Genomic DNA, 18676 nt, shown 5'->3' on the forward strand with positions numbered 1-18676 from the left:
GATACAAAGAAAGTAAACAAAAACCTCACTCTGTCCTAACGGACATCCCTCTCCTTACCAAGGAGAGGGACAGGTTTTGCATAGCAAAACCTGGGTGAGGTTCTTTTATTTCTGTAGAACCTGTGCGATCGCCTGAGAAATCGGTAAGCCAGGAGTGCGTTCCAGCCAGAAGAACTCGCCAACTGGATTGACCTCAAGGAATATATGACGACCATCAGGAGCCAAAATGATATCAATCGCTCCGTAGTTCAAACCAAATTCTGCCATGAGTTTGAGCAGTTTATCTTCCACATCATGGGGTAAGGTGTAAAGTTGCCAAGCGTCAAGTAAGGCAACTCCCTGTTTGCGCCAGTCGTAACGTGCTTTATCCAAAGCCTGGGAATCAACTGCGGCTGTAAACACATTTTTACCTACAATAATTGTCCGCAGTTCCAAAGCTTTTGGGATTTTCTCTTGAAACGTCATTGGGCAAAAACGCAATCCATCAAGGTTGTCCAGATCCTCAGATGCTACTGGATTGGTAAATACGACCTTTTCTCGCCCTTGCTCGTCGTAGATGGCGAAGGAAGAAAGCATCTTGGTAATCATACCCTGTTCGCACTCTTGGGCAAATTGCTTTACTGCCTGTGGGTTGTTTGTAGTTAAGGTGCGTGGAGTATCTAGACCTATTTTCCTTGCTACTTGTAATTGAAGCTGCTTATTTTCGGCTCGACGGATATTTGGCACGGGGTCGAGATGAAACCCCTGAATACAGGCAATCATCCCCTGAATAGTAACGCGAGATTCCTGAATGGAGGCTTGTCGCATTTGCTTATCAATCGTGGTGGGAATCCTTGACCCAATGGCGATGCGTCGATACCAAACTGCGGATACTTCACTCAAATCTAGCTTCTGGTGATCTGCTGAGAGAATTACTTGCTCAGTTGCACCGTAGTGAACATCTAGCTGCACTTCTGTAGGAAATCGATCTGTGTCAAAACGAAACGTTTTCCCTCCTTGAGCCTCAATTGCCTGAATTACCAAGGGGATACTTTCGTTGTCTTCGCTGTGGGTAATGATTAAAACAGTCATATTAACTGCCGAATTTTAAATTTTTCCGGGGCAAAGTTATCGCTGGGCACTTGTTGAGAGTAGTGCATCTGCGATCGCTTCCGCAATCGGATAGTCCAAATCTCTCTCCAGCATTCCCCACTCTCCTGTAGGGTTAACTTCCAAAAAAACGTATTCCCCTGATGGTGTTTGGATGAAGTCAAACGCTCCAAAAACCAGCCCAAATTTTGCCATAAAGGCATGGAGACAACGGATTATTTCATCAGGTAATTCATCAGGTTGCCATGCACAAGCCTCTTTTGTCGCACGTCGCCAGTCTTGAGTAGAGGCTGAATAAGCTGATGCGTTTAATGCTCCGACAAACAGTTTGCCATTTACATACACCACCCGTAGTTCTTGCCGTTTGGGGATTTGTTCTTGAAACACAACTGGACAATAGCGCAGTGTCTCGGCATCAACTAAATCTTCTTCTTTAACTACGCTAGTGTACATAAAAAAAGAGGAGCCTTCCATACTGTAAGAAAGAGGTCTGAGGAGTTTAGCAACCATTTTTCCCTTGACTCGGTGGAAAAACTCTCGTGCTTCTTGAGGATTGTTGGTGACAAGGGTCTGAGGTATAACAAGACCAACTTCTGATGCAAGCCGCAGTTGGCGTAACTTGTTTTCAGCTGCATTAATCCGTTGTAAATCATCCACCCATGTAGCTTCTCTGAGACTATCCCAAAAGCCATCTAAGGCGGCCAATGATTCTCCAGTGCAGGCTGCTTCAAATTTTGGAGCCAATTCTTTACTCAACTCAGGTTGCCAAATACGCCGCATCCATACTGCTTGTACTTGCTCTGTATTGAAGGAGCGATCGCCGTATTCTAGTCTATGATTGCTGCCAAAGCTGCTAAAATTAGCCTGGAGTTTGACTGTCATCGGAAATTTATCGGTGTCCAACCGAAATGGCTGTGCGCCTCGTCTTGTAAGGGCTTGGGCAACTCTATCTATTGTAAAGTAATCACCACTATGGGTAATTAATAAAACTACATTACGCTCATGGTGCATAAAACATCTTAATAAGTTCTTGCATTTTCCCTACTGCAAACTATTAACAGGGAAAACCACTTAAAAAGCAAGCATAGTAATCATGAGAAACCAACCCCTAGTTGGGGTTGGCAAAGTTAACAGTAGACCTCTTGCAAAGAAGTTTTGTGGTAGATTAGATTCGTTGAACAAATTGTCAAAAAGTTGACTGGCATTTTCAAGGTCATAACTATAAATGCCAGCCATTAAGTGACAGCTTAATGCAAAACGTTTTCTTGGATCGCCTTATCGCTGGCTGAAAATCCCAAAGACCAACGGTGAAAATGATTGAACTTGAGATTGCGATAAGCGATCGCCTATAGTTAAGTTGATCCTTAAGCACCCCTTCTCTTGAGATGTCGTGATCACAAGTCGTCAGAATTCAGCATGAATTTGAGTCCAACTGGCAGATAGCGCAGTGCTAGCGAGTCCGCGTATCCTTACGGGGAAGTAAGCTACGCGCAGCGTCTGATAGAGAACGTCTAAATAAATCTCGCCTAAGTCCTTATTTTCATAGAAGGTCTACTGCCTGTGCTTGTACTTTAAATCACAGCTTCTTGGCGTTGACAATCAAAAACAACCATGTAGGAAGCATTTGGTATTTCCTGAGGAAGGTGCCGCATATAGCCATCGGCATCAGAACGGCTGCGGAAGCGAGCAACAATCTCCCGTTGTGTATTAGGAACTAGACGAGCGATCGCCCAAGAATTGAGGCGTTCTTTATAGGCAATAGGCTGATTGTCTGATTTGGAAGCTTTGTTATCCGTATTTTCTGGCATAATTATGTTATCCGTATGAAATTTCATGAAGGGCGTTAATTAGTTTCTGGCTAGGAATGCACTAACGCTTTTTTTTATGCTGCTGCCACCTTGTTATTCGATTATTTTTAGATTGTCAACACTTAGCGCTATATTTTAGACCAACTAAGTTAGAACTTGCAGGTGTCTATGAATCTCAAAGCCTGAATTGGCAATTGTTTCCAGGACATAACAATGCTCAAGCAGAAGTTTATAATTATTTTATTTGTATAAATTTCTCCGTATACGTAAGTTAATTCCGTATCAGTGGTGGAATTGATGATCAATGTCCGAAAACTCACCATTAAAAATTCAGATAACGTGCATAGGATTAATCGGCGCGGACACACTCTTAATTTTCTCTATTGCGATCGCTTTAGCCATCTTTCGGGCATTTACGTTTTTTATCGTTAGTTTAGAATACTGAAAATTAGATATTAAAAAATTCACTTTTCTTTTATTTTTACTATAGTTTTAGGCAGAATACATAGTGCAATTGTTTAATTTAAAATGTCTTGACTAACTACCTGAGAATAGTTAATATCTTCTCATAAAATTAATTATAGTTATAATGATGGAAATACCCTTGATAACATCAATAATTCAAAAAGTAGCAGAGGAAATAGGAGCAGTAGTTTTATTAGACCCAGAATGCACCTTCATGGGACTGATTACCTTTAAAAACGGCAATAAAACCTTTTTTCGTACTAGCAGATTTAGTATTAATTCTTCTGGTTCAGTAGCAATAGCTAAAGACAAAGGAGTTTCGAGCTTTTTTCTGAATAAATTTGGCTATAAGGTTACTGAAGGAAAAACATTTTTTAGTGAAGAATTATGCGAAGAAATAGCTAATTCCAGGAATAGAGATGCAGGATTCTATTATGCTAAAGAGTTGGGATTTCCCGTAATTGTCAAGCCGATTAATCTCAGTCAAGGAGTATTTGTTACAAAGGTTCACAATAAGCAAGAATACTATCAAGCAGCCAAGAAAATCTTGCAAAAAATCTCAGGATTTATTGTTGAGCGATTCTATAGTGGCAATGACTATAGAATTGTAGTACTTGATGATGAAGTAGTTTCGGCATATCAAAGAATTCCTCTATTTATAATCGGAGATGGCCAATCTAATGTTTTGGAACTTATGCAACAGAAAGAGGAAACTTTTATCAAAAATCGTAGAAAAGAAATTATAGATTTTGAAGATTACAGAATCAAAAAAAACTTGCGAAGACGGAAGCTAAATTTTAATAGTATTATACCCAAGAATAATCTAGTCTATCTTTTAGACAATGCAAATTTATCGACTGGAGGCGAGGCAATAGACTTCACGGAAAATATTCATCCTGATTTTCAAAAATTAGCAGTAAGTATTACAAAAGATATGGAATTGAGATTAGCAGGTGTGGATATTCTTACTAGTGATATAACCTCACCAATAGTAGATTATACGATCATTGAAGTAAATGGCGCTCCTAGCTTAACTCACTATGCATCATTTGGTGAAGTTCAGACCAAGAGAGTAGAAAATTTATATCTCAAAGTTCTCAAAGCACTTGAAAATGAGAATCACAGAGAAAAGCATTAATTTTGACGCTTTGGCGGAGCAATTCCTGCTCCGCTCTTGAATTCTTTTTCAATTCTATCTATAGCGGTTCCCAGGTTGAAGTACATATCAAAACTTCAGCCCAACCCCTCTTCTTAATAAGGAGAGAGGAGATAAAGCTTATTCTTTATCGGGGTGAGGTTAAGCTGTACCTCATTTTTATTAGGAAACGCTATATCTCTTCACCACTCCTTATCTAGTAGGGATTCAAATTCAGCTTGTAAGGCAGTTATATCTGCCAATCTTGTGACTAATAAATTATCCTTACCAGCATCACTTAAACGTACTTTCCAATAACGAATGCTGTCTGAGTTGTTCAACCAAAACTGAATCACGGTATCTACCACTTTATCCAGATTCCAACCCCACTTTGCTGGAACTGATTCCACCGATTTTAGAAACGTATCTAGTGTACACGTATGCATTCCCAAGTATTCCACGCCTTGGTGGGGTGGTTTTTGCCCATTTTGCTGTTGATGATTAAAAAACTGTAAAAGTGGAGATACGCCTACAATATCAAAAGTGTATTTCATGCTAGTACTCCCAGTTTGAAATTACTTACAGTAAAGCTTTAGTTTTTTATAATATAATACCTGACAAGTAACTAAAGCATCTAGAAAAAGTATAGTTTTGGTCTATATCATAGGCATAAAACCTCAGTCAGAAATTAGCACTAACAAGTCTTGAGTGCTAATATTTTTTTCTGTTTAAATTCTTAAGCCTAATTTTGTAACATCTTCAAAAGAATTTCTGGGCTGTCCATTTTGTCCATCACGACCTCAATGAAAGCAAGTTGGTGTCGATTTTGCTCGGCTTTTTGCAATGCTGACTCTAACTCAGACTCAGTGGTTACTTTAATGCCCCAACCATTATTAGCAAAAATTTCATGGAGCTTGTGATAATTCCACCGTTGAATGTCGTTATATGGCATAGTTGCACCGTGTATATCACGCTCTATGGTATATCCATCGTTGTTAATCAGAAAAATAATTGGCTTCAAGTCATAACGTAATATTGTTGACAGTTCTTGTGCTGTCATTTGAAAAGAACCGTCACCTACTAGCAGAATAGCTCGTCGTTGTGGCGCTGCGACGCAACAGCCAAGTAATGAGCCAACTGAATAGCCAATCGAACCCCAAAGGACTTGCCCAACGAAGGTGCTTCTTTTTGGCAAAGGAATTACTGAGGCTCCAAATAGACAAGTTCCAGTCTCAGCAACGATAATGTCATCTTCTTTGAGGAAATGAGCTAGGCTATACCAAAAACGCTTTTGTGTAATAGCCGCATCCGTTTTAGGATTGAAGGGAGTCGTGAAGCCAGCATCCAAATTCTCCATCGCAGACTTGAAGTCTAACGTTTGAGCATCGCGGCGCTGCAAGCGTTTGCTTAAAGCAGATAACACATCCCGCATTGCTACATTGTTGTATAGCGCACGTTTAATCTTTAGATAGTGCCCATGCACTTCAATAGTTCGACCTTGCTCAAGTTTGGCAGAAAACTTGCCGGTGTTGAAATCAGTCATCAAAGCACCAATACTCAAGACGCAATCTGCCTCCTCAATACGTTTTCGCACATAATCCTCACTGGCAGCACCATTATATATACCGATAAATTGGGGGTGTGTTTCCTCCAGCAGTCCTTTTCCCATGTTCATGGTGGCATAAGGGTATCCGGTAACTGCCAGCAACTCTCGCAATTCCTCATGCAGACGCTCACGCTCCACACCAACATCAGCAATAATCACTGGTTTCTGGGCTTTCTCCAGTATAGTTACACAGGCATCAACTGCCTCAACTAAAGTAGCGCGATCGCTTTGGAATACAGGGTGTATCAATGAATCAGACGGTATAGCTACTTTGTGTTTAGCAACATCCATCGGTATGGAGATGTAAACAGGTAATTTATAGAGAAGACAGATACCTAAAACTCTGTCAATTTCTGCTGTTGCATTCTCTATTGTCAAATATGCTTGAGCCACCGTTACCTTTTCATACATTCGGGCAAACATAGAGAAATCACCAGTACCAAGTGTATGATGAACAAGGGAACCAGATGCTTGAATTTTGGTAGCAGGAGATCCAGTAATCGTGACAACAGGAACGTGTTCGGCGTAGGCGCCAGCAACACCATTAATAGCACTGAGTTCGCCAACACCAAACGTAGTTACTAACGCTGCAACACCATTGATCCGACCATAGCCATCGGCAGCATAGGATGCATTAAGTTCGTTACAGGTTGAAATCAACTCAATTCCATCCTGGTTAACAATAGAGTCGAGGAACTCCATATTGTAGTCTCCAGCAACACCGAAGATATGCTTAACACCGATCTGCACCAGACGAAGCACTAGGTAATCACCAACAGTAAAATATGTCATTGTTTTAGCCTTCATTGATTTTCTTAGGATCTAAAATATTTTTATCTGATAGTAGGCACAAAAATATTGGTGCTTAAATTTAGAATCGAGAAATTGCAATTCCAAGGAACCAATTAATAAAAATTCAGATTGCCACTAAGTTTATTTGCACATTTACCTATTATTTTCTACAGGTTTAAACTTTTTACCATCTACCATTGGTAGAGGATGAACTTGGATTATTTTTGATAACTTATCAGTTGTTCCTTTGCAAGGCTCCTCCCAAAGCTTGTTCAATCCCCGCGAGTGATGTTTGGAGCGATCGCTTGACCATAAAAGCTTACACACATCAAATAACAATTCTTCAACTTGACATTATTGCAACATACAGTTTCGGGACTACTTAGAAACTAATTGAGCTATTTTTAAATGCTAATGATTTATTTAAAGCATCTTCAGCCAATATCCTGTCATTGCATTATTATCAGTAGAAGCTGAGTAGTTAAAGTATGTTTTATAACTTTGCATTTGGTGTTATGGAAAGTTTTTGTATATTTAGTAGCTGTAGGGCTGCGGCAAGTCCAAAGTTTTTGTACGATTAAATACTTATAATTATCGTACCACTTCTCCCGGATTTATCACAAATAAGAAATCCGGGCTTATGCTTCACTTATGAGCCAGTATATTCTCAGTAGTCTCACAGATGATGAAGAACTTAATTTTTCTGAAGAAGCAGAGGTTTTCGTTTTTCCCACTTCTTTCGCCCAGCAGCGATTGTGGTTTCTGGACCAGTTAGCACCGGGCAATCCATTTTACAATGTGTCAACAGCACTTCGCCTGACAGGTTCCCTCAACTTCACCGCCTTAAAGCAGACATTTAACGAAATTGTACGTCGCCACGAAACCTTACGCACTACGTTTGTTATGGTGAAGCAGCAACCAGTGCAGGTGATTCCTGCGGAAAGCTGCGCTAACGCACCCAGGTTAACCATACCTCTTCCCCTAATAGATTTACGCAATTTTCAGAGCCAAGAACGTGAGACAAAAGTCCTGCAAATCGCAACAGCAGAGGCTCAACATCCTTTCAATCTCACCACCGGGCCATTGCTGCGGGTGAAGCTGCTACAACTAGATGAAGCAGAATATGTGTTGCTGGTAAATCTACATCATATTGTTGCCGATGGCTGGTCAATTGGAGTGCTAATTAGAGAACTGGGAATATTATATAAAGCCTTTGCAGAGGGTAAGCGATGTCTGACGACAAGCGACTCCATATCTACCCTCCTACCAGAACTACCCATTCAATATGCAGATTTCGCCCAATGGCAACGGGAGTGGCTGCAAGGAGTGGGAGCAAACGGTACCTCGCCCCTACAAACCCAGTTAGCTTATTGGCAAAAGCAATTAGACGGAATTTCGGTACTGAATCTCCCCAGCGACCGACTCAGACCAGCAGTTCCTACCTACAGGGGTGCAAAACAATTTTTAGAGCTACCACATTTTTTAACTCAAGCGCTAGAGACACTGAGCTACCAAGAAGGCGTTACCTTGTTCATGACAATGCTGGCAGCGTTTCAGACTTTGCTCTATCGCTACACGCAGCAAGAAGATATTACAGTTGGTTCACCTATTGCTAATCGCAACCGTAGCGAACTAGAGGGGTTAATTGGTTTTTTTGTCAATAGTTTGGTGATACGTACAGATTTATCAGGGAACCCGACATTTCGAGAATTGTTAAATCGAGTGCGAGAGGTAACTTTAGGAGCATACAGCCATCAGGATTTGCCCTTTGAAAAGCTAGTGGAGGAACTGCATCCAGAGCGAGATTTGAGCTATCATCCTTTTTTTCAGGTTGTATTTAGTTTGCAAAACACTCCAATCGTTGCGCTAGAGTTACCTGGGTTAACGCTTTCGCTATTTGAGTTTGACAGCAAAACCGCAAAGCTTGATTTAGAGTTCCATCTGTGGCAGGACTTGGATAGTTTGAAAGGACAAATGGTGTATAGCACCGATTTATTTGATCACACGACCATTACCCGGATGCTGGGACATTTTCAAACGCTGCTAGAAAGCGTTGTGGCCAATCCCGAACAGCGTCTTTCAGATTTGTCTTTACTGACTGTGCGAGAACGGCAAGAGTTATTAATTGATTGGAATCAAACAAAAAGAGACTACCCAGAGAACAAGTGTTTTCATCAGTTATTTGAAGCGCAGATGGAAAAAACTCCCGATGCGATCGCAGTAGTATTTGGCGATCAACAACTCAGCTACAAAGAGTTAAATATTCGCAGCAACCAACTTGCACATTATCTTCAAAAAATAGGTGTAAAAACCGAATCTTTAGTTGGCATTTGCCTAGAGCGATCGCTAGAGATGATCATCGCACTATTAGGCATCCTCAAAGCTGGTGGAGCATACCTGGCTTTAGATCCGAGCCTACCTCAAGAGCGTCTTAACTTCATGCTAGAAGATGCAGAAGTTTTAGTATTGCTGACACAAGAAAAGTTGCTCAAGCATTTTCAGGACTTCTCGAATCCAATTATTTGTATAGATGAAGATTGGACAACTATTACACAACACAGCCAAGAAAACCCAACCAATTGCGTAACATCTGACAACCTAGCTTATGTTATCTATACCTCTGGCTCAACAGGAAAACCTAAAGGCGTTTTGCTCCAGCATCGGGGATTGTCTAACTTAGCAAAAGCTCAGATTGAAGTTTTCAACTTACAACCGAGTAACCGTATTCTGCAATTCGCCTCATTAAGTTTTGATGCTTCAATTTTTGAGATTGTCATGGCACTACAAACCGGAGCAACTCTTTATTTAACAAACAAAGAATCTCTTCTACCCGGACAACCTTTGCTCCAATTATTGCGCGAAAAAGCTATTACCCACGTCACCCTTCCGCCAGCAGTATTAGCAGTCCTACCTACAGAATCACTCCCGGCATTGCAAACTATCATCAGTGCAGGCGAATCCTGCACCGATGATATTGTAAAACGTTGGTGGAACTCTCAGTGTCGATTTTTTAATGCTTATGGGCCTACTGAAGCTACGGTTTGGTCAACATTTGCAGAGATTAGTCTGATTAGTGAAAAACCGCTCATTGGTCGCCCTATTGCTAACACTCAAATTTATATATTAGATCAGCATTTACAACCTTTACCAATTGGAGTTTCTGGTGAATTATACATAGGTGGTGAGGGATTGGCACAAGGCTATATTAACCGTCCAGAATTAACTACTGAAAAGTTTATTCCTAATCCTTTTAGTGATAAAAAGTCAGCGCGACTTTACAAGACGGGTGATTTAGCTCGGTATCGACCAGACGGAAATATGGAATTTTTAGGTCGCATTGATAATCAAGTAAAAATTCGGGGATTCCGCATTGAGTTGTCAGAAATTGAAACAGTGCTTAGTCAGCATAAAAGTGTGCAAAAAGCAGTAGTCATTGTTAAAGAAAACATATCTGGCGATAAGTACTTGGTGGCTTATATTGTTCGCAATCTAGAGACGCAAAATTTCGCGCCTCTACTACGTAAATTCTTAAAAGAAAAATTACCAGAATACATGATCCCAAAAGCTTTTGTAGTGCTGGATTCTCTGCCGCTTACAGCTAGTAGCAAAGTGGATCGTTTGGCGCTAACAGAACTTGACAGTCTGGCTAGCCGCTTAATAGATAAAACATTTATCACTCCTCGTAATCCAACCGAGTCAACCTTGGCAAAAATTTGGGCTGAAGTCCTTAATATTGAGCGTGTGGGTATTTACGATAACTTCTTCGACTTGGGAGGAGATTCGCTGTTAACTGTACGCCTACTGAAGCAGATACACAAGCAGTTTGAGCGTGAATTACCACTATCTAGCTTATTTTTAAATCCCACAATTGAAAGTTTAGCAACTTCTCTATCTTCAGAAACAGATTCTCTCGCGTGGTCGCCCTTAGTTACGATTCAGCCTACTGGTTCAAATCCAGCTTTCTTCTGCGTTCATCCAATTTTTGGTGTTGTCTTTCCCTATTACGAATTAGCTCATCAATTGGGAAAAAATCAACCATTTTATGGGCTACAACCCATTGGACTTGATGGAAAAACTCCACCACTAACTTGCATTGAGGATATGGCTACCCACTATATTGAAGCATTGCGTACAGTGCAGCCCAAAGGCCCTTATTTTTTAGGAGGTTGGTCTTTTGGAGGTTGGGTTGCTTTTGAAATGGCTCAACAACTCCAAAAGTCTGGGGAAGAAGTGGCTCTACTTGCTGTGCTTGACACTTTAGCACCAATTCCGGGCAATATACCTTCTTTAAGTAATAGTTTTAAGTTTATGCTTACTACAGTGGTGCGATATATATGGCCTTTTTTCCTCGATTATTTATATCTAATTATCGCTATCACCAAAAATCGAATTAATAGTTTAACTTCTGGGTTGACTAATTTTAATAAAATTGTGCGATACTCCTTTTGGGAGTCGCTAACGCGAACGCTCCAAACAAATCTGTTCTCTCAACTCATCCTAAAAGAGGATGCCACAGTCAACCTGATATCTGAAGAATCCAAGTTAAGATTTTTAAGCGAGTTGGCAATTCGTCCAATGCTTCGTGTTTTCTATGCCAATAGCCAAGCAGTTCTTAACTACGTTCCCCAAGCGTACCCTAAAGGAATTAATCTTTTTAGAACAAAGGTTCAATCAAGCATTGCCAAGGAAGATCCGAGTATGGGTTGGGATCAGCTAATTGTGGGAGGAACGGAAATTCATCATATTCCTGGCAATCACCTAACTATGCTGAGAAAACCCCATATCCAATTTCTTGGCGCACAGTTAAAAGCCTGTATTGAGAAAGCACAAAAATTAAAATAAGGATCAATATGTCTTCTGAAGAAGTCTTCGTCTTTCCAGCATCTTTTGCTCAACAGCGCCTATGGTTCCTTGACCAGTTGATCCCTGGCAATGCTATCTACAATGTGCCGGCAATAATTCGCTTGACAGGTTCGCTGAAGTTAGCCGCACTAGAACAGACTTTTAACGAAATCGTGCGTCGCCATGAAACCTTACGCACCACTTTTATTGTGTTGGATGGGCAACCCCTACAGGCGATTGCACCCAGCTTAACAATACCTCTTTCTGTATTAAACCTCCAACAATTACCAGCTGATGAACAAGAGGTTAAAGCAAAGTGCATTGTTAACGCAGAGATAGAACATCCCTTCGATTTATCCTCCGGGCCATTGCTGCGAGTAACGCTGCTTGTGCTTTGCGAGACAGAACATATTCTATTATTGAATATGCACCACATTATCTGTGATGATTGGTCTATGGGCGTACTGGTTCGGGAACTGGGAACGCTCTACGCAGCTTTTGCACAAAACCAGCCTTCACCTCTATTAGAACTACCTCTTCAGTACGCCGATTTTGCTCACTGGCAACGCGAGTGGCTGCAAGGAGAAGTACTCCAAACCCAGTTAGCTTACTGGCGGGAGCAATTAAAGGCTATTTCCATACTGCATCTGCCTACTGACAAACCAAGACCAGCTATACAAAGCTATCAAGGAGCAACACAATTTCTAGAGTTACCGCTCAAGCTAATTGATGCACTAGAAAAGCTGTCACAGCAAGAAGGTGTCACCTTATTTATGATATTGGTGGCAGCATTTCAAACATTACTTTACCGCTACACACATCAAGAAGATATGGCGCTAGGTTCGCCAATTGCTAACCGTAACCGCAGTGAAATTGAAGGCATAATTGGGTTTTTTGTTAATAGTTTGGTGCTACGTAGCAACTTATCTGGAAACCCCACTTTTCAGGAACTACTAGGCAGAGTACGGGAGGTAACATTAGGAGCATACAGCCATCAAGATTTACCGTTTGAAAAGTTAGTTGAAGAACTGCATCCAGAGCGTAACTTGAGCCAGCACCCGCTATTTCAAGTAGTGTTTGGTTTCCAGAATGCGCCAATGTCAGCGCTAGAACTGCCTGGATTAGTACCTAGCTTTATGAATATTGACTTTAAAAAAACACGCTTTGATTTGGAACTGCATCTGTGGAAGTGTTCTGAGGATTTTAGGAGCTTACTGGGTGGAAACTGGGAGTATTCTGAAGGTCTGCGAGGCGTAATGGTTTACAACACAGATTTATTTGATCAAGCCACCATTAGCCGGCTGCTGAAACATTTTAAAACTCTATTGTCAAGCATTGTTACAAATCCAGAACAACGAATTGCAAATTTACCGTTATTAAGTAAATTGGAGCTACATCAGGTATTGGTGGAATGGAATAATACTAACGCATATTATCCTCAAGATAAGTGTATCCATCAATTGTTTGAAGAAAAGGTACAGCAGTATCCTGATTCTATAGCAGTAAACTTTTCTAACGAGCAACTCACTTATCAAGAGTTAAATACTCGCAGTAATAAACTCGCACAACACTTACAAAAATTAGGGGTAAGTTCAGAAGTTTTAGTCGGCATTTGTATTTCACAGTCTATAGAAATGATCATCGGGTTATTAGGCATTCTGAAAGCAGGTGGAGCGTATGTTCCATTAGACCCTAGTTATCCTCAAGAGCGTCTAAATTTTATCCTTGAAGATGCACAAGTTTCAGTATTGCTGACAGAAGAAAACTTGCTCAAGCATTTTGAAGGTTTCTCAAATTCAATTATTTCTATAGATAAAGACTGGGAAATTATTACCCAAGAAAAGGCAGACAATCTCAAAAGGGATTTAAATAGTGATAATTTAGCCTATGTTATTTACACCTCTGGTTCTACAGGCAAACCCAAGGGAGTTGCTGTACCTCACAAAGCTGTCAATCGGTTAGTGTGCAATACTAACTATATAAAATTGTCATCATCTGATAAAATCGCCCAAGCTGCAAATACTTCCTTTGATGCAGCCACATTCGAGATTTGGGGAGCGCTACTTAACGGCGCTCAACTTGTGGGAATTAGTAAAGATGTAATCCTTTCATCTCACGAATTTACTTTACAACTACGAGAAAAAGGTATCAACGTTCTGTTTTTGACTACCGCCTTGTTTCAACAGATTGTCAGAGATGTTCCGCAAGCTTTTGCTTCATTACGATATTTACTATTTGGTGGTGAGACTGTTAATACAAGATGGGTTAATAAAGTTATCAAATATGGTGCGCCAAAGCATTTAATTCATGTTTATGGACCTACAGAAAATACAACATTTTCTTCTTATTATTACGTAGAAGAGTTTCCAGAATCAGCCACATCTTTTCCTATTGGTCACCCGATTACAAACACGCAGATTTATATATTAGATACCCATTTACAACTAGTGCCTATTGGCGTTACTGGCGAATTATATATGGGTGGGGAGGGGCTGGCGCGAGAATATCTCAATCGCCCTGAATTAACTGCTGAACACTTTATTACTCATTCTTTTAGTAATAATCCCAAAACACGTCTTTATAAAACGGGTGATTTAGGTCGCTATTTATCAGATGGCAATATTGAATTTTTAGGTCGCATTGACAATCAAGTAAAAATTCGCGGCTTCCGCATTGAGTTATCAGAGATTGAAGCGGTGTTGAGTCAACATCTAGCAGTCAGAGAAACTGTTGTCATTGCTGCTGAGAACGTACCTGATGAGCAGTACTTGGTGGCTTATATTGTTCCCAACCAGGAACAGATACCGACGCAAGAAGTGCAAAGCTTTGCGTCCTTACTTCGTCAATTTCTCAAAGAAAAGTTACCAGAATACATGGTGCCAAGAGCATATATGATATTGGAATATCTACCTCTAACACCTAATGGCAAAGTGGATCGTCGTGCTTTACCCACGCCTAATATAATTACTTTCAATAATCAAGATTATGTGGCACCGCGATCGCAAGTCGAAGAGTTACTTGCCCAAATTTGGGCTAAAGTCTTGGGAAAAGAGCAAGTAGGCGTCCACGACAATTTCTTTGAATTGGGCGGTCATTCTCTACTAGCGACTCAGCTAACTTCCCGTATCCGTGATACCTTCCAAATAGATTTACCTGTACGCAATTTGTTTGAAACACCAACTATTGAACAACTTGCTAAGTACATTTACACAATGTGTTGGGCGACAAAAGGTGTGGATAAGACTGAAACTACAGGAATTCAGCGAGAAGAAGTGGAATTTTGAGAAACCTCTGAGTCAGGGAATCATCATACCATTTATGCCATCTGGTATATGTGCGCGAGCCGCAGTAGCGATTAACTTAAGCATTAGGAAAATGCGCGAATTGGCTGGGTTTAAGTTAAAGGGAATAAATAAAAGCCCTTTGACTTGCTTTTTGATGGCATTTATGTACAGCCTCGCTGCCTGCGTTTTTCAGTCTTGGGAGTTTTTAACAAGCTTACTAAGGTGTTCTGCTGCCGTCTTCAGGCAAAAATCTCTAGTAGAAATCAACCTGTATTAGGAAGTGGGCGATGCACATTGGATTTCTTAACCCTCAAGGCAATTTTGATTCAGCCAATAGTCACATAACGAAACACCCAGATTTTGGGGGTCAGCTAATCTATGTTAAGCAAGTTGCCATAGCGATCGCTCAAATGGGTCATAAAGTTGATATTCTCACCCGTCAAATCATTGACCCAGAGTGGCCAGAGTTTGCCCAAGCGATTGACACTTATCCAGGCGTCGATAACGTCCGCATTATTCGCTTACCAGCTGGGTCAAAAGAATTTATCTCTAAAGAGTTGTTATGGCCTCATCTGGTTAGTGATTGGGTACCCAACATCTTGAAATTTTATCAACAAGAAGGTAGCTTACCTGATGCAATGACTGCCCACTACGCTGATGGGGGACTATGTGGCGTTCTAATTGAAGACCAGACAGGCATACCTTTTACTTTTACTGCTCATTCTCTCGGCGCTCAAAAGATGGATAAACTGGAAATCACCCCAGAAAATCTCACAGAAATAGACGAGCAATTTAATTTCAGATATCGTATCTTAGCCGAACGCCTAAGTATGAATCGCTCGGCTGTTAATATCACCAGTACACGACAGGAACGCTTTGAACAGTACTCTCATCGAGTCTATGGTGGTGCAGTGGATGTGGAGAATGACAACTGTTTTGCAGTGATTCCACCGGGAGCAAATTTCTCGATTTTCGGTGCAAAGGCGCGTTCGGAAAATGAGGAGGCTACCTACCAACTCGTTCAGGAACGATTGGCACGCGACATTGCAGAAGCCCGTCGAGATTTGCCCGTTATTATAGCATCCAGTCGATTAGAGCTTAAAAAGAACGTATTAGGGCTGGTGCAAGCCTTCGCAATGAGTCCAACACTTCAGGAACGAGCTAACTTGGTGCTACTTACAGGGGGGCTGGACGATCCTTTACGAGAGGAAACTAGCGACGACACGACTGAAGAGGTATTAGCCCCGATTCGGGAGGTCGTTAAAGAAAACGACTTGTGGAGCAAAATCAGTGCATTTGGCTTGTCGGATCAGTCTCAAGAGTCACTGGCAGCAGCCTATCGGTTTATGGTTAAACGCCGCTCGGTGTTCGCGCTAACTGCACTCTACGAACCCTTTGGGCTTGCTCCCTTAGAAGCGGCAGTAGCAGGTTTACCAGTGGTAGCAACCCAGAACGGTGGTCCCAGCGAGAGCTTGCGACAGGGAAATAAGGAATATGGCGTACTCGTTGACCCAGAAAATGCTGCTGATATTGTTCGGGGCTTGGAGCGGGTGCTATGCAATGCTGATGAGTGGGAATATTTTGCCCAAGCTGGTCAGCAACGGGTGTTGAAGACGTACACTTGGGAATCTACTGCTGAAAACTACTTGACTTTGCTTGAGCAAATTCTGTCTTCAGGCAAAACCCGCGATCGCGCTGAACTCCTTCCCATTCATCCCTACTTCCGTAATCCAGAATCGCAGACCGATGTTTCTTTGGAAGAATTAAGCGACCTCTACTTTGGAACTAATCAAAAGGGACTAAAAAATGCGGATTAAATAAAGTGCAAAACTAGGGTTAAAGCAGAAGTTGCTAAAGAAAAAGTGGAAGTTCTTACTCTTAAGGCGGAAGTTTCTACAGACTGTGCGAAATACCGAAACCTGAAGGCAGAAGTTCTTACTCTTAAGGCGGAAGTTGCTACAGACTGCACGAAACACCGAAACCTGAAGACGGAAGTTCTTACTCTTAAGGCAAAAGTTTCTACAGACTAGGCGAAATACCGAAACCTAAAGGCAGAAGTTCTTACTCTTAAGGCGGAAGTTGCTACAGACTGCGCGAAACACCGAAACCTGAAGGCGGAAGTTCTTACACCGAAGGCAGAAGTTGCTACAGACTGCGCGAAATACGGAAACGTCAAGGCTGGAGCAATATTTTTTGATGGATGTTAAGGAATAATAATTAAATAAAATATAATTTATGTCCCTGGCTTACCTCACCCTCAATCCCTCTCCTTATAAAGGAGAGGGAAGCTAGAGACAGAATGAAGTTTTGCATTTTATTTAATTCACGTTCCTAAATGTGCGATTGAGGCAGTTATGAGCAGCTAGCAGAAAACGTGCTGACTGCTTCGGCAAACTGCTGATTTTGTTCCATTAATGCCATGTGTCCACCTGGTTTGAGGGTGACTCTTTGAGAATAAGGCAATTCTGCTTTCATGCGATCGCTTGCAACAGGTTTAGTTGCTATATCTGAATTGCCGCAAACGACCAACACAGGTACGTTAATATTTGCAAGTGTTTCTGTTTCATCAAAGTTGAACATCGCCAGTGTGCCACGCGCCAGAACCCCAGGCGAACCCAATGCTGATAATAGACCTGCAAAACTTAGTTGACCCCGTGTTTCACTACCCGTAAATCCAGATAGTTCGACGGTGATGTACAGTGAACCGTTCAAATACGAGAGCCAAGTCATCAACCAAAAAATCGGCCACAGCACGATAGTCAGGTACAACACAGGTTCGAGTAGCGGTTTCTGCAATTTACGTACCAGATTGCTAAAGATACAAGTTTTTACCGGATTAGTGTAAGTAGTATCTACAAGAATTAAGCCAGCCACCCGGCTCCCTAATTGCTCTGGAAACAGGCGACAAAATGTTAGGTTAATCATTCCACCCATGCTGTGTCCTACCAGAATAACAGGTTTATCCCCTGCGATACTCCCTTTGGGAGTGGCTGTCACCAACGCAACCACAGCTTCCAAGTCACGGGCATATTTTTCTATAGAGTGATCGTTGTTTTTCGGTTTGGAGGATTTTCCTAGCCCTGGTAGATCCCAAACAATTACTCGGAAGCGATCGCTTAATTGTCGCTTGGCATAATACCATACAGTACTGTTTGGACCCCAACCGTGTGACAAGATAATTGGTTGACCATCTTCAGGACCAAAAAACTCTACTTGCAACACACTACCATCCGGCCGTGCTAAACGCTGCACGGTTTTGCTACGCATAAACTTGGGTTCATCGGCTCCAGGACGGCGCAGCAGTGGCAAACTGATAAAACGGCCGCCAACAGACCACAGAAACATTACTAGTCCAGCTACTAAATAGAACGTTCCTACAAGTTCTCGTTCGTACCACTCATAGAGAATGTAGATTCCCCCGCCAAGTACCCCAACCGACAGCAGTTGAAACAGCCATATAAGTAGAAAATTATGAGGCATGAATATCATGAGCCTAAACCTTGCGATAGTTTATTAACTACGTTGTCTTTTAGCTTGATAGCATAGTTGAATCATCCAAGTTTCAGTCCCAAGAATGATTTATACAATGTTGCAACTGTGATAAAAATGCTGAGTTAGTTAATAACTGCTAAGTAACAACAGTTGCGAAGGGGTT

The 18676-nt window shown here is 41.4% G+C and carries 11 protein-coding genes; 5 read left to right on the forward strand and 6 right to left on the reverse strand.

All coding sequences use genetic code 11. From position 1 onward, the window contains the following. Nucleotides 1-105 precede the first annotated feature (105 nt). The 3 genes from V7K31_RS28965 to V7K31_RS28975 all read right to left on the reverse strand — a co-directional run bounded on the left by V7K31_RS28965 (nucleotide 106) and on the right by V7K31_RS28975 (nucleotide 2897). Nucleotides 106-1071, reverse strand: a complete 966-nt coding sequence (locus tag V7K31_RS28965) for an MvdD family ATP-grasp ribosomal peptide maturase (protein WP_335099415.1) — start codon at nucleotides 1069-1071, stop codon at nucleotides 106-108. Between the two features lie 36 nt (nucleotides 1072-1107). Continuing rightward, nucleotides 1108-2100, reverse strand: coding sequence for an MvdC family ATP-grasp ribosomal peptide maturase (locus tag V7K31_RS28970; RefSeq protein ID WP_335099418.1), 993 nt, complete (start codon nucleotides 2098-2100; stop codon nucleotides 1108-1110). Nucleotides 2101-2660: 560 nt separating this feature from the next. Then, nucleotides 2661-2897 carry a hypothetical protein gene (locus V7K31_RS28975; protein WP_335099421.1) on the reverse strand — a complete coding sequence of 79 codons (237 nt, stop codon included), beginning with the start codon at nucleotides 2895-2897 and terminating at the stop codon, nucleotides 2661-2663. Nucleotides 2898-3489: 592 nt separating this feature from the next. Between V7K31_RS28975 and V7K31_RS28980 the strand changes: the two genes are divergently transcribed. Beyond that, on the forward strand, nucleotides 3490-4500 hold the full coding sequence (locus V7K31_RS28980) for a cyanophycin synthetase (RefSeq protein ID WP_335099755.1): 1011 nt from the start codon (nucleotides 3490-3492) through the stop codon (nucleotides 4498-4500). A 200-nt stretch (nucleotides 4501-4700) separates the two neighbouring features. On the opposite strand, the gene V7K31_RS28985 is transcribed toward V7K31_RS28980, so the two are convergent. Together V7K31_RS28985 and V7K31_RS28990 are read right to left on the reverse strand one after the other, a co-directional pair. After that, a complete protein-coding gene (locus tag V7K31_RS28985; RefSeq protein WP_335099424.1) occupies nucleotides 4701-5051 on the reverse strand; it encodes a hypothetical protein in 351 nt (116 codons plus the stop codon). Between the two features lie 188 nt (nucleotides 5052-5239). Continuing rightward, complete coding sequence (locus tag V7K31_RS28990) at nucleotides 5240-6895, reverse strand: alpha-keto acid decarboxylase family protein (RefSeq protein ID WP_335099427.1); 1656 nt, start codon at nucleotides 6893-6895, stop codon at nucleotides 5240-5242. Between the two features lie 651 nt (nucleotides 6896-7546). On the opposite strand from V7K31_RS28990, the gene V7K31_RS28995 reads away from it, so the two are divergent. The 4 genes from V7K31_RS28995 (at nucleotide 7547) to V7K31_RS29010 (ending at nucleotide 17051) form a co-directional block, all read left to right on the forward strand. After that, entirely contained in the window at nucleotides 7547-11737 is a 4191-nt protein-coding gene (locus V7K31_RS28995) for a non-ribosomal peptide synthetase (RefSeq protein WP_335099430.1), read from the forward strand. Between the two features lie 8 nt (nucleotides 11738-11745). Further along, nucleotides 11746-15021 carry a non-ribosomal peptide synthetase gene (locus tag V7K31_RS29000; RefSeq protein WP_335099433.1) on the forward strand — a complete coding sequence of 1092 codons (3276 nt, stop codon included), beginning with the start codon at nucleotides 11746-11748 and terminating at the stop codon, nucleotides 15019-15021. Nucleotides 15022-15308: 287 nt separating this feature from the next. Then, complete coding sequence (locus tag V7K31_RS29005) at nucleotides 15309-16838, forward strand: glycosyltransferase (protein ID WP_335099436.1); 1530 nt, start codon at nucleotides 15309-15311, stop codon at nucleotides 16836-16838. A gap of 45 nt (nucleotides 16839-16883) precedes the next feature. Then, nucleotides 16884-17051 carry a hypothetical protein gene (locus V7K31_RS29010; protein WP_335099440.1) on the forward strand — a complete coding sequence of 56 codons (168 nt, stop codon included), beginning with the start codon at nucleotides 16884-16886 and terminating at the stop codon, nucleotides 17049-17051. A 322-nt stretch (nucleotides 17052-17373) separates the two neighbouring features. Here V7K31_RS29010 and V7K31_RS29015 read toward each other — a convergent pair whose 3' ends face one another. After that, nucleotides 17374-18501, reverse strand: coding sequence for an alpha/beta fold hydrolase (locus tag V7K31_RS29015; protein WP_335099443.1), 1128 nt, complete (start codon nucleotides 18499-18501; stop codon nucleotides 17374-17376). Nucleotides 18502-18676: the final 175 nt, after the last annotated feature.

Origin of the sequence: Nostoc sp. (assembly GCF_036917675.1) — a bacterium.
Taxonomy (GTDB): Bacteria; Cyanobacteriota; Cyanobacteriia; order Cyanobacteriales; family Nostocaceae; genus Nostoc.